The 1211-nt window shown below is 38.6% G+C and carries 2 protein-coding genes; both read left to right on the forward strand.

What is annotated here, in order from left to right:
* Positions 1-78: 78 nt before the first annotated feature.
* Positions 79-351, forward strand: coding sequence for a transposase (locus AC23P2_RS31050; protein ID WP_487776781.1), 273 nt, complete (start codon positions 79-81; stop codon positions 349-351).
* Positions 348-1199 carry an IS3 family transposase gene (locus AC23P2_RS31055; RefSeq protein WP_487756979.1) on the forward strand — a complete coding sequence of 284 codons (852 nt, stop codon included), beginning with the start codon at positions 348-350 and terminating at the stop codon, positions 1197-1199. The genes AC23P2_RS31050 and AC23P2_RS31055 overlap by 4 nt, the downstream gene beginning before the upstream one ends.
* The last annotated feature ends 12 nt before the right edge of the window (positions 1200-1211 follow it).

The raw sequence follows: 1211 nt of genomic DNA on the forward strand, positions 1-1211 counted from the left end.
AGTGTCCTGCTCCCGTAAGGTGTAACCATTTAAAATTGGAGGGAATTTCTTAGGTTTCACAATCAAAATGGTAAAACAATGAAGCAAAGTAAATTTAGCGATGCTCAAATCGTAGCGATATTGGGTAGTGTAGGCAAAGACAAGAGTGTTGAAAATGTATGCCGCGAACATGGTATCTCACCAGCAACCTTCTATACTTGGAAAAGTAAGTATGGAGGCATGGGCACAGACGAGCTCAAGCGCATGCGAGAATTGGAATCAGAAAATGCAAGGTTAAAAAAACTGTTAGCGGACAAAAGCCTTGACTATGACATACTCAAGGAGGGGTACGAGTTACTAAAAAAGCTATAAGCTCTACTACTCATCAGCATGCAGTTAATCAAATTAGCACAAAAAAAGAGGCCTCTGTGAGGCGATGCTGCCGAGTATTAGGGCAACGTAAAGCGAGTATTTATTACAAACACAAAAGAAAAAATGAAGATGCTCAAATAGCTGCAATGTTAAAAGGTAAAGCTATTGAGCAACCCAATTGGGGTTTTCGTTTGTTGTTTCATTGGTGTCGTAATCAGGGCAAACCATGGAATAAAAAACGGGTTTATCGAATCTATAAGGCTGAAAAATTGAATTTAAGAAGCCCCAAAGCACGCAAAAAAATCAAAAGGGTAGCCATAAACCCATTACCTGCCGAACAAATAAACCAAGGATGGTCGATGGACTTTTTAAGCGATGTTCTTTTAAGTGATGAGCGTAAAGTGAGAGTTCTAAACGTACTTGACGAGTGTTCAAGAAAGGTACTTTTATCTTTTGCTGCACCAAGCATTAAAGCAAGAAAACTCGTAAAGCTATTACAAGAACTGATAACTCAGAAAGGTAAACCTGACTATATCAGATGTGATAATGGACCCGAGTTTATAAGTCGTGTTTTAGAAAAATTTACACAAGAAAATGGGATTGAAATTCGATTTTCACAACCAGGAAAACCGACCCAAAATGGCTTGGTAGAACGATTGAACGGTACACAACGAAAAGAATGTTTAAATCTGAAATATTTTAAGACAGTACAAGAAGTTCAACGGGATTTGGACATCTGGTGGAACAGTTATAACTTTGATAGACCGCATTCAGCACTGGGATATTTAACCCCACAACAGTTTATTGACAAAAATCAAAATCTCTACTTTAAAGCGGTTGCGGCTTAGGGGAGCAGGACA

Source organism: Runella sp. R0.1_18 (assembly GCF_057652155.1).